The 16,540-nt window shown below is 64.0% G+C and carries 12 protein-coding genes; 9 read left to right on the forward strand and 3 right to left on the reverse strand.

Going from position 1 to position 16,540, the window contains the following annotated elements; translation table 11 throughout:
• Positions 1-26: 26 nt before the first annotated feature.
• Together AAA969_RS01110 and AAA969_RS01115 are read right to left on the reverse strand one after the other, a co-directional pair.
• Positions 27-518, reverse strand: a complete 492-nt coding sequence (locus AAA969_RS01110; RefSeq protein WP_338242679.1) for a DUF5681 domain-containing protein — start codon at positions 516-518, stop codon at positions 27-29.
• Positions 515-787 (reverse strand): DNA methyltransferase, encoded by a 273-nt coding sequence (locus tag AAA969_RS01115; RefSeq protein WP_338242682.1) that lies wholly within the window; start codon positions 785-787, stop codon positions 515-517. The genes AAA969_RS01110 and AAA969_RS01115 overlap by 4 nt, the downstream gene beginning before the upstream one ends.
• 199 nt (positions 788-986) lie before the next feature.
• On the opposite strand from AAA969_RS01115, the gene AAA969_RS01120 reads away from it, so the two are divergent.
• The 9 genes from AAA969_RS01120 to AAA969_RS01160 all read left to right on the forward strand — a co-directional run bounded on the left by AAA969_RS01120 (position 987) and on the right by AAA969_RS01160 (position 15,266).
• Positions 987-2,858, forward strand: a complete 1,872-nt coding sequence (locus AAA969_RS01120; protein ID WP_338242685.1) for a PLP-dependent aminotransferase family protein — start codon at positions 987-989, stop codon at positions 2,856-2,858.
• A gap of 134 nt (positions 2,859-2,992) precedes the next feature.
• Positions 2,993-3,913 (forward strand): carbon-nitrogen hydrolase family protein, encoded by a 921-nt coding sequence (locus AAA969_RS01125; protein WP_338242687.1) that lies wholly within the window; start codon positions 2,993-2,995, stop codon positions 3,911-3,913.
• A gap of 107 nt (positions 3,914-4,020) precedes the next feature.
• Entirely contained in the window at positions 4,021-6,366 is a 2,346-nt protein-coding gene (locus tag AAA969_RS01130; protein WP_338242689.1) for a TonB-dependent receptor, read from the forward strand.
• A 17-nt stretch (positions 6,367-6,383) separates the two neighbouring features.
• Positions 6,384-7,985, forward strand: a complete 1,602-nt coding sequence (locus tag AAA969_RS01135; RefSeq protein ID WP_338242692.1) for a tetratricopeptide repeat-containing sulfotransferase family protein — start codon at positions 6,384-6,386, stop codon at positions 7,983-7,985.
• Positions 7,982-10,147 (forward strand): serine hydrolase, encoded by a 2,166-nt coding sequence (locus AAA969_RS01140; protein WP_338242694.1) that lies wholly within the window; start codon positions 7,982-7,984, stop codon positions 10,145-10,147. Before AAA969_RS01135 ends, AAA969_RS01140 begins: the two co-directional genes overlap by 4 nt.
• Positions 10,144-11,340, forward strand: coding sequence for an MFS transporter (locus AAA969_RS01145; RefSeq protein WP_338242696.1), 1,197 nt, complete (start codon positions 10,144-10,146; stop codon positions 11,338-11,340). The genes AAA969_RS01140 and AAA969_RS01145 overlap by 4 nt, the downstream gene beginning before the upstream one ends.
• Positions 11,341-11,427: 87 nt before the next feature.
• Entirely contained in the window at positions 11,428-12,885 is a 1,458-nt protein-coding gene (locus tag AAA969_RS01150) for an NAD-dependent succinate-semialdehyde dehydrogenase (protein WP_338242698.1), read from the forward strand.
• 20 nt (positions 12,886-12,905) lie between these two features.
• Positions 12,906-14,186, forward strand: coding sequence for a 4-aminobutyrate--2-oxoglutarate transaminase (gabT, locus tag AAA969_RS01155; RefSeq protein ID WP_338242700.1), 1,281 nt, complete (start codon positions 12,906-12,908; stop codon positions 14,184-14,186).
• A gap of 258 nt (positions 14,187-14,444) precedes the next feature.
• Positions 14,445-15,266 (forward strand): TolC family protein, encoded by an 822-nt coding sequence (locus AAA969_RS01160; RefSeq protein WP_338242701.1) that lies wholly within the window; start codon positions 14,445-14,447, stop codon positions 15,264-15,266.
• A 301-nt stretch (positions 15,267-15,567) separates the two neighbouring features.
• Here the strand turns inward: AAA969_RS01160 and AAA969_RS01165 are convergent, their stop codons facing one another.
• The gene (locus tag AAA969_RS01165; RefSeq protein WP_338242704.1) at positions 15,568-16,500 is read right to left on the reverse strand and encodes a LysR substrate-binding domain-containing protein; all 933 of its coding nucleotides are present in this window, start codon (positions 16,498-16,500) and stop codon (positions 15,568-15,570) included.
• Between the last annotated feature and the right edge of the window lie 40 nt (positions 16,501-16,540).

The following is a 16,540-nucleotide window of genomic DNA, read 5'->3' on the forward strand; positions in this document are numbered from 1 at the left end:
GTGCTGTCGCCAATCGGCGTTGCGACCTAGCTGTCGCCGTCTGCCTCCTCAACATCGTCGGGCAGATATCCATCCCATGTCTCGATCATGGTCGGCGCTCCATTCTTGCCGTAGTCGATGCGCTGCCCAGGCTTTTTATAGCACTCTTCTTCTGGGATTTTCGCGTGAACGAGGTGAACGACGAGTTCGTTCGAATTCGCCTTCTCTCTGGCAAGGCGGCGTAATTTCTCGGTGTGCTGGGCCTTGAGCTGATGAACCTTTTCAAAGGCCTTTGCGTCGCCCTTGAGTGCCTTCTCCATCAGCCGTCGAGCCACAAGTTCTTCCCCGCTCATCATCACGGTCTTGCCATCGATCCGGACCGGGCGCTTCTCCGCGAGAAGGTCAGACATGTGAGCGGCGACGTCCTTGGGCTGCTTTTTCGGCCGGCCACGCGGATTGCCGCTCTGGCCTTTCTTGAACTGCGTGGCCTTGGGTGGTTTGCCGTATCCCACCTCGTATTCAGACTGGTCCCGGCTCATTCCTCATCCTCCCAGTCCAGACGAATTTCACGCACCAGCGAGAAACGCTCACCCGTCGCTTCCAGTCGAGCGTCCTCGCCGGAATTCGCCTGGAACCGCGACACGATCAAATCGCAATAGCGCGGATCCAGCTCGATCAGTCGCGCCGAACGGCTGCAGCCTTCCGCTGCCAGCAGCGTCGAACCCGATCCGCCAAACGGATCGAGCACGATCCCGTCCATCGCCGTTACATCCTTGATCGCATCCATCACCATGGCTGTCGGCTTCACGGTCGAGATCAGTCCAGTCGTCAGGGTGACGATGATTTGTGACGCTGGTGATGGATAGGGCCGGGGACACGCACCGGCAAAGCCGGACCCTGTCCCGATCAGGCGCAAAGTCCTGCCCGCAGAAATTTGCCTTGGCAGGCCCTCGCCAGGCCTGTCAGGTTCGTCGGGTGAGATTCTTGGCTTCAGATTGCGGCAGGGTATGATGAATTCGGCGAAATCCTTTGCGCCCCTGTTCCGGGTCGACGCCAGTCTGGGCCAGTCCCTGCAGGAGCAGATCCGGCGGCGGGTGATTGAGGCGATTGCGGCCGACATTTTTCCGCCGGGGCGCAAATTGCCGTCATCGCGCAAGCTGGCGAATGTGCTCGGCGTGTCGCGCAATACGGTCTTCCTCGCCTATCAGCAATTGATCGCCGAGGGGCATCTGGAAGCGCGCGAACGCTCGGGGATTTTCATTGCCGAGACCACCGCGCCGGGCCGCGGCATGGTGCGGGTGGCGGGGCGCGAGACCGGGCATGACAAGGTCGAGGCGGTGCGTTTCCTGCGCGGCGTGCGGCCGCATTCCCAGAGCTATAAATGCCCGCCGAACTGGCAGAAATACCGCTTCCCCTTCATTGAGGGTCGCTACGACAAAACCCTCTTCCCGACGGCCGAATGGCGCGAGGCGAGCCGGCTGGCGCTCGCTGTCAATGAGGTCGAGGAATGGTCGCTCGATAATGGCGAAGTCGATGATCCCGCCCTGATCGAGGAGATCCGCACGAAGCTCCTGCCCCGGCGCGGCATACGCGCCGGATCGGATGAATTGCTGGTGACGGTGGGCGAGCAGCAGGCCTTCTTCCTGGTGGCCCAGCTCTTTGCCGATGCCAAGGCGCGCATCTGCCTGGAGGAGCCTGGCCTGCCCGATCTGCGCGAGCTCTTCTCCATGTATGGCGCCCGCCTGCAGCATCAGCCGGTTGATGATGAGGGCCTCGTCGTCGATGCGCGGCTGCGCGGCAGTGATCTGGTCTATGTCTCGCCGAGCCGTCAGCGGCCGACCGGGGTGACGATGTCGATGGAGCGGCGGCGCGCCTTGCTCGAAGCGGCCGCGGCCGAGGATTTCCTCATAATCGAAGATGATTTCGAGTGCGAAATGAATTATCTCGGCGACGCACTGCCGGCCCTGCGCAGCCTCGATGAAGAGGGCCGGGTCATCTATATCGCCAGCCTCTCCAAGGTGCTGGCGCCGGGGGTGCGGCTCGGCTTCATGGTCGCACCGGCCAAGATTATCAATGAGGCGCGGCGCTTGCGCGATCTCACCACGCGCCGGCCCTCTCCGAACAATCAGCGCGCTGCCGCCTTCTTCCTGTCGCTTGGCCATTATGACGCCATGCTGCGGCGCCTGCGCCGGGTCAGCGAAGAGCGTTTGATCGCCCTGCGCGATGCGCTGAACCACTACCGGCCCTCCTCGATCGCTATCGCTCCGGTCGAGGGCGGCACCACTTACTGGGTGCGCGGTCCGGACAATCTGGATGCCCGCGTGCTCATCCGTGCGGCGGAGGCGCGGGGCATATTGATCGAGCCCGCCGATGACTGGTTTGTGCTTCCTGATGGTCCCAAGAACATGTTCCGTCTTGGCGTGACAGGGCTGCCAGCGGCGGAAATCCGCGCTGGAATCGAAACACTCTCCCAGGTCATGCGCGAGCTGGACCACGCTGATCCGGCCATGACTCCGGCGGCAGAGGAGGGCTGGCTCGCGGCAGAGGACATCCGCGCCATGATGAGCCCGGCGACCCTCCTCTACAAAACCGTCTATGGCGAGCCCTGCACGATCATTCTTGCAGCGGACGGTAGTATGAGCGGCCGCTCCGGCTATGGCGGCGAGGATCAGGATAGCGGCCGCTGGTGGATCGAAGGCGACAAATGGTACCGGCAATGGCGCAATTGGGCGTTCGGTGAAGCGCTGGGCTTCCACATCCGGATAGACGGCGACCGCCTGTCCTGGCTGGACGATCAGGGCCGGGCTGTCGATGGGGCCGTGCTGAGCCGGGAGCCGCGCGACACCCCGATCCAAACTGGTCCAAAGACAAAGACCTGATTCCCCAAAACTGGCACCATAGATCGTCCTGATCTGGTTCTAAGCCAGCCGGGTTCACCCTGCCATGGTTTGAACAAGGCAGGAAGTGCGCACGTTCGGGCGCACTGCCAGCCAGCGCAATCAGGGATGAATTCATGTCTTTACTGGCGATCGCCACCCTTCAGCTCGACGTCGCCCTTTCGGACAATCTCGAGCTTGTCGAGCGCGAGGTCCGTTCGATCGCCAGGCGCTTTCCCTGGGTGATGATGGTGGCCATCGGCGAGTTGGCGATCCATGGCGCCGGCCTCGACAAGGCAGAGCCGGCAGGCGGGCCGACCGAGCGCCGGCTACAGGATCTGGCGCGTGAAACCGGTCTCTGGCTGATCCCCGGCTCGCTCTATGAGCGCCGTGCCAGCAAAATCTACAACATGACCCCGGTCATTGATCCGCGCGGCGAAATCATTGCCCGTTATGACAAGCTGTTTCCCTTCCTGCCCTACGAGCAGGGGGTTGAATCGGGGACTGGCTATGTCGTCTTCGAACTTCCCGGCATTGGCAGCGTCGGCATCGCGATCTGCTACGACATGTGGTTCCCGGAGGCGATCCGCACGCTGTGCGCCATGGGTGCCGAAGTCATTATCCTTCCGACCATGACCAATACGGTCGATCGCGATGTGGAACTGGCAATCGCCCGCGCCAATGCGGCGATCAACCAGTGCTATTTCGTCGATATCAACGTGGCCGGCCAGCAGGGCAATGGCCGCTCGGTGGTCTACGGGCCCGGCGGTGAATTGCTTCACGAGGCCGGGACCGGCCGCGAGGTGATGGCGTTCGAGCTGGACCTGGAACAGGTCCGCCGTGTGCGCGAGCGCGGCTGGAATGGCCTCGGCCAGGTTCTCAAGAGTTTCCGCGACGCGCCGGCAATGTTTCCGATGCACGCCGATCCAGCGCTGCGCCAGACCGGCATGCCCGGGCTGGGGCCGCTGACCATGCCGCAAAGACTGGACGAGGGGTTTGCCGGTGACGGCAAGGGGGAGGGCCGGGCGTCAAAGCCCCGGCTTTCAGTCATCGAGTAAAGGGGACCGGCCTGGACCGGATCGAGTAATGGGGCCCGCAGCAACGGGTTATAGAGGGTGATGTTATGAGAAAATATGCACAGAAGTCCACAAGCCGGTCGACAGTTATGGCCGTGCTGTTGGGGACGACAGCCCTGGCGTCGGGCGCCTGCATTCCGGCCTATGCCCAGGATGATCAAGCCGACAGCCGCCGCGAGGTCATCACTGTGACAGCGACGCGGCGCGATGAGAGCGTCTCCGACGTTCCCTACAATATTTCCGCTGTAGGCGGCGCTGACATCGAGCGCGGCAATATTCTGGATGAGGCCGAACTCCTGCGCTCCATCCCCGGCGTTGCTGTGGTTGATCGCGGCGCCCGCAATTCAGGCACGCTGAACGCCGCCCGCATCCGTGGCCTGGCTGTCGATGGCAACGGCCTGGGTGATTACGCGGTCTCGTCGGTCGCCTCTGTGTCGACCTATATCAATGACACGCCGGTCTTTGCCGGCTTCACGCTGCGCGATCTGGACCGCGTTGAAGTCCTGCGCGGCCCGCAAGGCACGCTCTACGGCTCCGGCTCGCTGGGCGGCACCGTCCGCTATATCACCCGCGACCCCGATTTCGGCGAAGTGAACGGTTATATCAGTGGCTCGACCTCGAATGTCGAGGGTTCCGAGGACTGGGGCTACGGTCTCGACGGTGTTCTCAACCTGCCGCTGGGCGAGCACGCTGCGCTGCGTCTGGTCGGCAGTTTCGGCGATTATCCGGGCATCACAGATTATGTGAACGTCTACGACCTCGACGCCAATGGCGCGCCGGTTGCGCCGAATGGCATTCTCGATCCGGCTGCCTCCTACCACTCGGTGGTCGATGCTGACACGGTTGAGACCTGGATGGGCCGCGCGACCTTCCTGTGGGAGCCGACGGATACCTTCTCGCTGCGTCTCGTGCATGCGCGCCAATCCGATGAGGTCGGCGGACGCCGGCAGCAGACCGTCGGTGTAGACGGCTATGGCAATGCCTATGGCGATTACGAGAACGGCTCGATCCAGCTGGAACCGTCTTCGCGCGATATCAATATGACCTCGCTTGAATTGGAGATGGATCTCGGTTTCGCGACCCTGACGTCATCGACCTCGCACTATGATCACAACGGCGACAGCACGAGCGAGAATACCGGCTTCTACGCCCAAGCCGGCTGGCTCGGATTCTACTATAATTACCCGCGCCCGATGGCCTCTGCCGTCCGCACCTATGCCGATGAAGCTGTGGTCCAGGAAGTCCGCCTGGTCACAGATGATGGCGGCAATTTCGACTACGTCGTGGGTGCCTTCTATCGCCAGCAACAAATCGAGTCGACGCAAGGCAGCTATCTGCGCGGCTTCAAGGCGTGGTGGGATGCCCTCCTGCCTTTCGCGGCCGGCGCTGTTTCCGGTGACCAGGACTGGGCCTATCGCCGGACCGAGAATTTCACCGAGACGGCCCTGTTTGGCGAGCTGACCTGGCATGCCAGCGACGATCTCGATCTGACCTTCGGTGCCCGCTATTTCGACAACGAGTCAGACAATGACACCTTCATGGCGCTGCCGCTGTGGACGGGTCTCTATCCGGACGTGAATGCCCAATTCTCCTCGGCCGAAGACGATGTCCTGTTCAAGTTCAACATGGCCTGGCGCTTCTCCGACGAGGACATGCTCTATGGCACGATTTCCGAAGGCTATCGCCGTGGCGGCTCGAATGCGGTTCCGTTGACGGGCTTCTATGCCGAGGATCCACGCTGGCAGCTCTACACCTCCGACTCCGTGGTCAATTACGAGATCGGCTTCAAGGGTGATCGCGGCGATTTCCGCTATGATGTCAGCGTCTTCTATGTCGACTGGGCCGACCCGCAATTCAATACGGCCTCCACCAATTGGGGGTTCTTCGCGGTGCAGAATGGCAGCGAAGCCAGCTCGATGGGCCTGGAGGCTTCGATCGACGGCTTCATCGGCGATGATTGGCACTACTCGCTGGGCTATGCCTATATCAATGCCGAGCTCGGGGCGGATTTCTACGCGCCCGATCGCCCGGCACCGGCGACCCCCATCGCGCTCGACGGTGCCATGCTGCCGGGTACGCCGGAGCACCAGCTCAACTGGTCGCTCGATTATACGACGCAGGTGAATAACTGGTCTTCCTTCACCCGGCTGGATGGTTACTACCAGTCTGAAACCACCAATGCCGTCACCACCTCGCCAACCTTCAATGTCCCGCTGGACGGGTTTGCGATCTGGAATCTGACCACCACCTTCTCGCGTGATGCGCTCGACCTGTCCTTCTGGGTCAAGAACATCACCAATGAGGAAGGCGTCACTGGCGTATTCACCGAAGCCTATATGGGCACCGCCCCGGGTGAGGGTTATTACGGCAATGGCAACAAGCAGATGATTTCCCTGCCCAGAACCATTGGCGCGACGCTGCGCTATAATTTCTGATCGGATAGGATGACAGGGTGGCCGTCCGAGTCGGCCACCCTTTCGCCCTTGCCATGGACAGTCTGATCGCAAATATCGCCCCCAAGACACGACTGGCCGAGATCGATCAGGCCCTGCGCGCCCGACAGCTCGGACCGGCCCGGACTTTGGTCAAGGCGCTGCTGCGTGACGAGCCAGGCTGTGTCGATGGCTGGATTGCCGCGGCCCGGCTGGAGCAGATGAGCGGCGATCATGCCGCGATGCGGGGGCGCCTTGCGCGCGCCCTCCAGCTGGCCCCGGCCTCTCCGCTTGTAAGCTTGCTCGATGTCGAGGCCCTGGTCCATCTCGGCGCGGTCCGCGAGGCCCTGGCCCAGCTGGCGGCAATGGAGGGTGACGCAGCGGGCGATGCCGCCTGGATGAGCCGGCTCAGCGAGGCCTATACGCAGTGCGGCGCCTTCGAGGCCGCTGAACGATGCGCCCGCGGAGCGGTGGAGCGCGATCCCGGTAACCCCGCTCTCCGCTATAATTTCGCCTCAAGCCTCATCGCGACCGGAAAGCTCGAAGAATCCGAGCAGGAATTTGATCGCCTGATCGCGCACGCACCGCATGATTACGACGCCTATTATAACCGCGCGACGCTGCGCAAGCAGACGGAGACAAGCAATCATGTCGCCGAGATCCGGCGCATGCTGGCGGCGCCAAAACGCAGCGCGATGGGCGAGGTTCAGCTCAATTACGCGCTCGCCCTGGAGCTGGAAAACCTTGGTCACCATGCGCAGAGCTTTGAGGCACTGGCGCGTGGCGCCGCGGCGCGGCGGGCAATGATGGCCTATCGCGTCGAGGGTGATCTCGCGACGATGGCGCGTATCGCCGAGGTATTCGATGGCGCGTTTTTCGCAGCAGAGCGTCCATGCGATGACCGCGACGGTCCTGTCTTCGTGCTGGGCCTGCCGCGGAGCGGAACGACCCTGGTCGATCGCATTCTCAGCGCCCACCCGCAAATCGAGAGCCTCGGCGAATTGAATGACTGGCCGCTGGCGCTGACAGGACTGGCCCGCGGCGACAGCAAGCAGGACCTTGTATCCCGGTCCGCCACGCTGGATATGCGCGCGCTCGGCGCGGCCTATCTCGCGCGTGTCACCGGACGCCGCCAGCACCACCGTTTCTTCATCGACAAGACACCGTCGAATTTCCTCTATATCGGCCTCATCGCAGCCGCCCTGCCCAATGCGCGCGTCATCCATCTGGTCCGCGATCCGATGGACAATGCGCTGGGCATGTACAAGGCGCTGTTCCGGATGGGCTATCCCTTCTCCTACGATTTCGCCGATCTCGCCCGATACATGCTGGCCAAGGATCGTCTGATGCAGCACTGGCGGACTGTCCTGCCCGGGCGGGTTCTGGATGTGCGTTATGAGGACATCGTCGCCGACCAGGAGGGGCAGACGCGCCGCCTGCTGGATCATGTCGGCGTCGATTGGGATCCTGCCTGCCTCGACTTCCACGCCAATGCCAGTCCGACCGCGACCGCGAGCGCGGCGCAGGTTCGCCAGCCGCTCTATGCCGGCGCGGTCGGCCGCTGGCGGCGCTATGAGCGCGAGCTGGCGCCGCTGGCTGCGATGCTCGGGGTGGTGCCATGATGCGGGCTGCAATCCTCGCTTTGGGCGTGCTGGCGGCCCTGGCCGGGCCTGCCGTGGCGCAGCCTCTCTTCGCTGATGATTTCCAGGATGGCGATGCGGCGGGCTGGCGCGCCGTTCAGGGACGCGGCGATGTCCGGATCAGCGAATATGCCGGAAACTTTTCACTCAGGCTGCAGCGCGATGCCTGGGTTGCGACAGCCGTTGCAATCCCGGCCGGACAGGACATCCGGATCGCGGTCAATTTTGCGGCCGGCGATCTGGAGGGCAATGATTCCTGCCGTCTCGAGGTGAGTTTTGACGGCCAGAACTGGATCGAGATGGGCCGCGTTGTGGATGGACAGGATGATGCCGTGAGCTTGACACCCATCGCCGGTGACATCCCGGCCTCCGATGCCGAGCGCGCCATGCTGGTCCGTCTGCGCGCTGCCGGAAATGCCGCCAATGATACGTGCTGGGCCGACAATGTCCGGGTTTCGGGCCAGGTGCCGGTGACGGCGCTGCCGCAGGAATTGCCTGCCAACGTTCTGCTGGCGGCGGGCCCCCTGGCGTCTGCCTGGGCGACGGCCGCCTTCGCACCTCCGGTCGCCGCACCGGCCCCGCCAGTGGGCCTCAATGGCCGGCTCACCCTCGCCACCGACCGGCGCGCCGACCGTTTCTCGATCTTGCACGACGAATTCGACGCCATTTCGCGCGCCGACCGCCTGGATGAATTGCCTGCTTTCGCGGTCGATCTGGTCAGCGATGGCACAGACCTCATTCCCGTGCAGCGCGGCCCACAGAAGGCGGATCATCCGGAATGGGAATGGATTTTCCAGCCGGGCCGCATCTGGGACGGTGGCGATGGTGACGGCTGGTTGCGCGCGGCCCTGCCGGTAGCGTTGCAGGAGCGCAACGCCAACTGCATCCATAACGGTTTGATGAGTTTCCTCTATCGCGAGGACGGCGCAGTCTCGCAAGCCGTGCTGCAGATGGGGGCCGAGACGTGCGCCTATCTGAAGTTTGATCTCGTCGCGCGCTTGCCGCTCGGATTCGCCGCGGGCGACGGTCTCGCCGGCGAGCCGGTGCGTGAGGCCTGGCGTGCCGAGCGCGCCGCCCGCTTGCCGCGAGCCGGGATGAACGATCTGGCTCAGGACTATCCGCAGGTCGATATCACCGAGATCGGCTCGACGCTGGAAGTTTCGCCCGAAAACATGACGGCCTATGGCTTCGTCGCCAATGGCCGCCTTTATGCCGGTGCCTGCGATACGCGGCAGGGCCCTGATCCCTTTTGTGAGGTCATGCCGCTTCCCTCCTATTCTCTGGCCAAATCCATCGTCGGCGGGATCGGGTTGATGCGGCTTGAGCGGCTCTATCCCGGGGCACGTCAGGCCCGGATCGCGGACTATGTGCCGCAGTGCACAGCCGCGCGCTGGGGGGACGTGACCTTCGAGCAGGCGCTCGACATGGCCACCGGCAACTATACCTCGGATGTCTATGACGCCGATGAGAGCGCGCCGCAGCTGTGGGACTTCATGCTGGTCGAGACCCATGCCGACAAGATCGAGCGGGCCTGCTCGCTGCACCCCCGCCAAGCGGTGCCAGGCACGCGCTGGGTCTATCACACCACCGATACCTACCTGCTGGGCACGGCGATGCAGGCCTATCTGCGCCAGCAGAGCGGCCACGCCGATGCCGATCTCTATGACGACCTTCTCGTGCCGATCTGGCGCGCCTTGAACCTCTCACAGCTGGTGATGCAGACCCGTCGTACGCGCGATGCCGAGGCCCAGCCCTTCACCGGTTGGGGCCTGACACTGCAGGCCGATGATCTGGCCCGTATCGCGCTCTTTGTGCAGGCGGGAGGGGTGATCGAGGGCGAGGCCTGGCTCGATCCCGACCTGCTCGCCTCTGCCCTGCAGCAAGACCCGGCCGATCGCGGCCTGCCGGCCATCGATGACAGCCTGCGCTACCGGGCCGGCTTCTGGGCCTATAATGCGGGGCCATATCTCGGCTGCGGCCACGACGTCTGGATCCCGTCCATGTCCGGCTATGGCGGGCTCTCTCTCGCCCTGATGCCCAATGGGCAGGTCTATTTCTACGTCAGCGACGGGCGCGAATTCGCCTGGCGCCGCGCTGCCGCCCAATCCTATGCCATCCAACCTTTCTGCGAGGCCGTGCCATGAGTGAAGCCATCAACACCGTCACGCCGTCGCGCGGTCTGCCCAAGGCGCCGCCCAACGGCCTGATCGCCGCCGTGCTGCTGGCCTTTCTCGCCACGGCAGGCCTGTTCTACGTCAATATCATGGCCGCGATCGTCGACGGTCTGGTCAGCGGTATCGGCTTCACCGAGGCGCAGGCCGGCCAGATCGGCTCGGTCAATATCTATGGCGCCGCCGCTGGCGCGCTGCTCTCGGTCTTTCTGGTCAAACGCCTGCCGTGGAAGCCGATCGCCCTCGTCTGCCTGGTGGTGCTGATCGCCATCGATCTCGGCTCGATCACCATCGCCAGCTATGAGCTCATGTTCCCTGTGCGCCTGATCCATGGCGTCTTTGGCGGTGTGCTCACCGGCACCGGCTTTGCCGTGATTGCCCGCACGGCCAATCCTGACCGCACATTCGGCATGCTGCTCTTCGTGCAGTTTGGCCTCGGCGGCCTGGCCGTGATGGTGCTCCCGCCCCTGGCGCCGCTCTATGGCACCCAGGCCCTCTTCATTGGTCTGGCCCTGTTCAGCGCCGCGACCCTTGTCATGCTGCCCTTTCTCTCGGCCTACCCGCCGCGGATCAAGGATGCGGCAGTCGATGGCAAGATCCAGTGGACGCCGCTCTTGCTGACCCTGCTGGCGATCTTCCTCTTCCAGGCGGCGAATATGGGCCTGCTCGCCTATATCATCCGTCTGGGTCTCGATTACGGGCTGGACCGAGGCTATGTCTCGCTCGCGCTGGGGCTGGCGACCTGGGTCGCCCTCGCCGGACCCTTCCTGGTGATGGTCTGCGGTCTGCGCTTTGGACGTTTGCGTCTGCTGGTCGCCGCCATGGTGTTGACCCTGGTTGGCACGGCGATCTTCCATTATAGCGGCGATCCCATCGCCTATATGGTCGCCAATTGCGGCACCGGCATCACCTGGGGCTTTGTCATCGCCTACCTGCTCGGCATGACGGCCGAGTTCGACAAGGCCGGGCAGGCCTCGGCCTTTGGCGGTTTTATCTCCAAGCTGGGCCTCGCCTCCGGCCCGATAGTGGCCGGCTGGGCCCTGGCCAGCGATGGCGGCTTTCCCGGCCTGATCAATCTGGCGCTGATCGGCCTCGCGCTGAGCGGGCTGGTGATGGTCTTTCCCGCCCGGATGCTCGACCAGAGGCGGGTTGTGGCCGAGGTCTGATCTGGTTCGATCAGACAGGCTAAACTGGCCCTATGCCCATTGAAGTGAAGCTCTAAACTGGCCTCAATTGTCACGAGAGGAAATGCCATGCTGGTTGCAAACGCGGCATGTCCGACCCAGGCGTATATCGACGGCCGCTGGTGTGATGCGGCTGATGAGCGCCGCTTCGACGTCACCAATCCGTCGACCGGCGCAGTGATTGCTTCGGTCGCCGATTGCGGTGTCGCCGAGACGCGCGCCGCCATCGCCGCCGCCAAGGCCGCCCAGCCGGGCTGGGCGGCCCTGCCCGCCGGGCAACGCAGTACAATCCTGCGGCGCTGGCGCGACCTGATGGTGGAGCGCGCCGACGAACTCGCCCTCATCCTGACCCGTGAGAATGGCAAGCCGCTCAGCGAAGCGCGCGGCGAAATTCTCTATGGCGCTTCCTATCTGGAATGGTTCGCCGAGGAGGCAAAGCGCGTCTATGGCGAGGTCGTGCCGTCCTCCTCGGCCAGTAACCGTATCCTGGTGATCAAGCAGGCGGTCGGCGTCTGTGCGGCGATCACGCCGTGGAATTTTCCCAATGCGATGCTGATGCGCAAGGCCGCTGCGGCGCTCGCCGCCGGCTGCACCATGGTCGCCAAGCCGGCTGCCGAGACCCCGCTCTCCGCGCTCATCGCGGCGAAGCTGGGCGAGGAGGCGGGCGTGCCTGCCGGCGTGTTCAACATCGTCACCGGCACCCGCGCCGCGGAGATCGGCGGCGAGCTCACCGCCCATCCGGATGTGCGCAAGATCACCTTCACCGGCTCGACCGCCGTCGGCCGCAAACTGCTCGAGCAATCTGCCGCGACCGTGAAGAAGGCGTCGATGGAGCTCGGTGGCAATGCGCCGTTCATCGTCTTCGACGATGCCGATCTCGATGCCGCTATCGACGGCGCCGTGGCGTCGAAATTCCGCAATGCCGGCCAGACCTGCGTCTGTGCCAATCGCATGTTTGTGCAGGCGGGCATCATGCCGGAGTTTGCCAGGCGCCTGGCCGCGCGCGTCGCCGCGCTGAAAGTCGGCGATGGCGAGATGACGGGATGCGAGGTCGGGCCGCTGATCAATGAGGCCGGTCTCGCCAAGACCGAGCGCCTGGTCGCCGCCGCGCGCGCCGATGGAGCCAAAGTGCTCACCGGCGGAGCCAAGCATGTTGCCGGCGAGCTCTTCTACCAGCCCACAGTGATCGAGGGCGTGCGGCAGGAGATGGACATCGCGCAGGAAGAGATCTTCGGGCCGGTGGCGCCGCTGATCGGTTTCGACACCGAAGCCGAGGTGATCGCCATGGCCAATGACACGATTTACGGCCTCGCGGCCTATCTCTTCACCCGCGATATCGGCCGCGCATGGCGCGTTGGCGAGGCGCTGGAATACGGCATGGTCGGTATCAATGAAGGCATTCTGTCATCGGCCGCGGCGCCGTTTGGCGGCGTCAAGCAATCGGGCTTTGGCCGCGAAGGATCGCGCCACGGCCTCGAGGACTATCTCGAGATCAAATACATGTTGATGGGAGGGCTCTCGGCCTGAGTGCCGGGGGATATGGGACAATGACAAATTCAACGCTCTGGTCTGAACGTCTGGCGGCCACGCCGCGCGGCGTCGGCGTCATGCATCCGGTCTTCGCCACCCGCGCCCTCAACGCGGAAATCTGGGACGTCGAAGGCCATCGCTATATCGATTTCGCTGCCGGCATCGCCGTGACCAATACGGGCCATAACCACCCCAGGGTGAAGGCCGCGGTCGCCGCCCAGCTCGATAATTTCTCGCATGTCTGCTTCCAGGTCACGCCCTATGAAAGCTATGTCCGGCTCGCCGAACGGCTCAATGAGCTGGCGCCGGGACCGAGCCCGAAGAAGACGATTTTCCTGAGCACCGGTGCCGAGGCAGTCGAGAATGCGGTCAAGATCGCCCGCGCCGCCACCGGCCGGCCGGCCATCATCGCCTTCGCGGGCGGTTTCCACGGCCGCACGATGATGGGCATGGCGCTGACCGGCAAGGTTGCGCCCTACAAGCTCGGTTTCGGACCATTTCCCGGAGAGGTCTTCCACGCACCCTTCCCGGCGCCCTATATCGGTATTGAAGAGGCGGATTCGCTCAAGGCCCTGCAGCAATTATTCAAGGCCGATGTCGACCCGGCCCGCGTCGCCGCCATCATCATCGAGCCTGTCCAGGGTGAGGGCGGTTTCTATGCCGCGTCGCCAGCCTTCATGCAGGCCCTGCGAGCGATCTGCGACCAGCACGGCATCCTGCTCATTGTCGATGAGATCCAGACCGGCTTTGCCCGTACCGGCCGCATGTTTGCGACCGATTATGCGGCGATCGAACCGGATCTGATGACGATAGCCAAGGCGATGGCCGGTGGCTTCCCGATTTCCGGTGTCATAGGCAAGGCCGAGATCATGGACGCGCCGGCACCGGGCGGATTGGGCGGGACCTATGGCGGCTCGCCGCTGGGCTGTGCCGCTGGTCTCGCTGTGCTTGATGTGATTGCCGAAGAAGGTCTGTGCGAACGCGCCATCGAGATCGGGCAGCGCATTGTGCGCCGCTGCGAGGCAATCCGGCAGTCTGATCCCAGCATTGGCGATATCCGCACGCTCGGGGCCATGACAGCGATCGAGCTTGTCGAGGACGGCGATGCCAATCGCCCTGACCCGGCTCGCACCGCGCGTATCGTCGCCGAGGCGCGCCAGCGCGGACTGCTGCTCCTTTCCTGCGGTGTGCGCGGCAATGTCATCCGCTTCCTGTCGCCGCTCACGATCGGTTTCGAGACGCTCGATGAAGGTCTCGATTCCCTGGAACTGGCTGTGAAGGCGTCGCGCGCTGAGTAGGCGCGGCGAGGCCGCAAGTGACACGCGCGATTTGGTCTGACAGTCACACCTCTCAGTCTGCCGTGGCCCCGCGCAGCGTCGGGGAGACTGGGTAAAGTCGAAGCTCGGAGACCGTTTGGCGCCGGACTGCGCCCACCTCTCTCAGTCTGGAGCGAACCCTCAAGACGGGTAGCGCGGCCGTCCATCTTCGGATTTCGGAGACCATTTAGCGCAGGACTGGGTCCACCGCCACTCATCCTTTTGATATAATTAGATAAAATGGCGACGCACAAAACCCCGTGGTGGTTCCGTGCCTTCGCGGAATTTTCCCGGCATGGAGACCGGGATGATTGGGCGATCCGGGCGCGATATTGCCCACCGGGGCGCCATCAACTGCTGTCGGGTCAGCGTGCGGCCGCGGCGCGCATCGCCGTTCTTACCGGTCAGCCCCCGGCCGATGTCATGGAGGCCCTGCTTGCCAGCGGGCCGCAGATGAGCGCCGTCGCGCGCATTCCCGTCGGCCTGCCTAGCGATCTTCTGAGCAGACGGGCTGACATCCGCGCCGCCGAGCGCCGCCTGGCCGCCGCAAGCGAACAGGTCGGTATTGAAATGGCCGACCTCCTACCAAGTTTCTCGCTCACCGGCGCCGCTGGCCTGGCGTCCGCGAATATCGAGGATCTCTTCGACCCAGGTAGCCAGACCGGGGCGCTGGGCGTCGGTTTTCAGTTGCCAATCTTCAACGCCGGCGCACAACGCGCTGAAATCACGATCGCCCGCAGCCGCTTCGGCGCCGCCGGCGCGGACTATGACGCCACGGTCCTGAACGCCCTGGCCGAGGTCGAAACTGCGCTCGCCGCCTACATCTACACCGCACGGCAGCTGGATGGGCTGATCGCGGCGCGATCCGATCGCGAGCGTGCTTACGAGCTTGCTCAGCTCCGCTATCGGTCGAACGCCGACAGCCTGTTTCCAAGCCTCGAAGCGGGGCTTCGCCTGACCGCGCTGAATTCGGAAATCGCGCAGAACCACCAGGCGCTCCTCGTGTCACAAATCAACGTTTACAGAGCCCTGGCCGGCGGGTGGAGCGTGCTGGAGGACTGACGTACCCCTTTGAAGCTCCGATCCCTGCTTCAAAAACCTCCGCCGCGCGGCCCTCGCCGAGTGGCGCCAGCTGCTGGTTGCATGAGGTGGCGCGTTGTGATGTCGGAGACTTATTCGCGTTAGTCTGACTGCACCTCCGCGGCAGTGTCAGAGGAAAATCGCTTGAGCGCCGAATCCGGGTTTCGTAGCCTTCGCCCATGCGTAATCCGTTCTGGTACTTCAAGACCTCTCACCTAGCCCCCTGAATTCCGGCCATGGGCGCCGACGAGGTCAGCCGCATCACGCGACTCCAGGCGCAGGGTCACGCGGCGCCGCTCCGGATGTCCGGCAGGAGCGCGAGCGCTGGATCGGCCTTGATTTCACTTACCAGCCAGGCTTCGAACGCCGCGACTTTTTCAAGGGCGCGCCGGGTCACCGGGGTGACGAAATACCAGTTGCCCGGCAGCGGCGCGCGAAGACCGGGAAAAAGCTCCACCAGCCTGCCGCTGTCCAGTTCGCCGTGCGCAAAGGGTTCGATCGCAAGGGCGATGCCCATGCCGCCCGCCGCCGCGTTGAGCGCCAGATCATAACTGTCGAACCGCCCGTCGCCCGCTGTGCTCAGCCCTGTGACGCCGGCCGCGTTCAGCCAGGCCGGCCAGTCGTCGGCCGACGGGTAGACTTGGAGCAGGGGATGTCCGCGCAGGTCCGTCGGCGTTTCGATCGGCGCGTGGCGCGCAAGGTAATCAGGGCTCGCAACCGGGAAGACGCGCGAGTTAAACAGCGGTCTGTAGGCCGCGTTCGGATCGTGGGGGTGCCCGATCATGATGCAGGCGTCCACGGAATCTACGCCGAACTCTACATCGCGCTGCGAGGTGACGAGTTGGATCGGCTTCTGCCCGGTCGCGCTTTCGTAACGGGCGAGCCGCGGCAGCAGCCAGCGGATCGCAAACGTCGAATAGGTCTGCAGCGTCAGGCATTCTCCTGCGTCGGAAAGCAGTTCCTGCGTGGCTTCGGCGATCCGCTCCATCCCGCGCAGCACCGCGAAGGCGTAGCGTTCGCCCTGCGCGGTCAATTCCACCCCGGTACGGTCGCGCTTCATCAGCTTGCAGGACAGGGCGTTCTCCAGGCTGCGGATCTGGTGGCTGATGGCCGAAGGTGATACATTGAGCTCCGCCGCCGCCGCCTTGAAGCTGCGCAATCGCACCACGGCTTCGAAAGCGCGCAGCGCCGCGAACGGGGGGAATTTCGGTTGCATGGCGCGCTCGTACGATAATTGAGTTCACTTCACTGTTCGG

Origin of the sequence: Maricaulis maris (assembly GCF_036322705.1) — a bacterium.
Classification (GTDB): domain Bacteria; phylum Pseudomonadota; class Alphaproteobacteria; order Caulobacterales; family Maricaulaceae; genus Maricaulis; species Maricaulis maris_B.